General features: G+C 62.6%; 1 protein-coding gene and 1 tRNA gene. Both read left to right on the forward strand.

What is annotated here, in order from left to right; translation table 11 throughout:
• Positions 1–210 (forward strand): aminomethyltransferase beta-barrel domain-containing protein (locus FY112_RS00050; protein WP_348642710.1); only part of this gene is annotated, 210 nt, incomplete at its 5' end.
• A gap of 135 nt (positions 211–345) precedes the next feature.
• A tRNA-Met gene (locus FY112_RS00055) sits at positions 346–422 on the forward strand.
• The last annotated feature ends 8 nt before the right edge of the window (positions 423–430 follow it).

Consider the following 430-nt stretch of genomic DNA (forward strand, 5'->3'; position numbering starts at 1 on the left):
CCTGCCGTGCTGCATGTCAATGCAACCGGCACCTACGTCGACCTGACGGTCGGCGAGGCGGGCATCGCGCCCGGCCAGGCCTGCGCGCTTTATTCCGCGCCCGGCGACAACGCCCGCGTCTTCGGTGGCGGCTTCATCGAACGCTCCGAGCGCGAACCTTCGGCCGAAGCCTGCCTGAAGGCCCTTCTGGCCAGCCCCGTCGCTGCCTGAAACCCATAGGTAACGACGGCCGGCAACGCCCACCGTTTTTCTCGATCATGCGCTTGACACAAAGCCGAAGCGCACCTTATAAGCCGCTCATCCCACGAACCGGCATCGCTTCGCGAGCGGGTATCGTTGACCAGTGGCGGAGTAGCTCAGTAGGTCAGAGCAGAGGAATCATAATCCTTGTGTCGGGGGTTCAAATCCCTCCTCCGCTACCATCTGTTTT

The organism is Rhizobium sp. PEPV16, assembly GCF_008919455.1.
GTDB classification, from domain to species: Bacteria; Pseudomonadota; Alphaproteobacteria; order Rhizobiales; family Rhizobiaceae; genus Rhizobium; species Rhizobium leguminosarum_Q.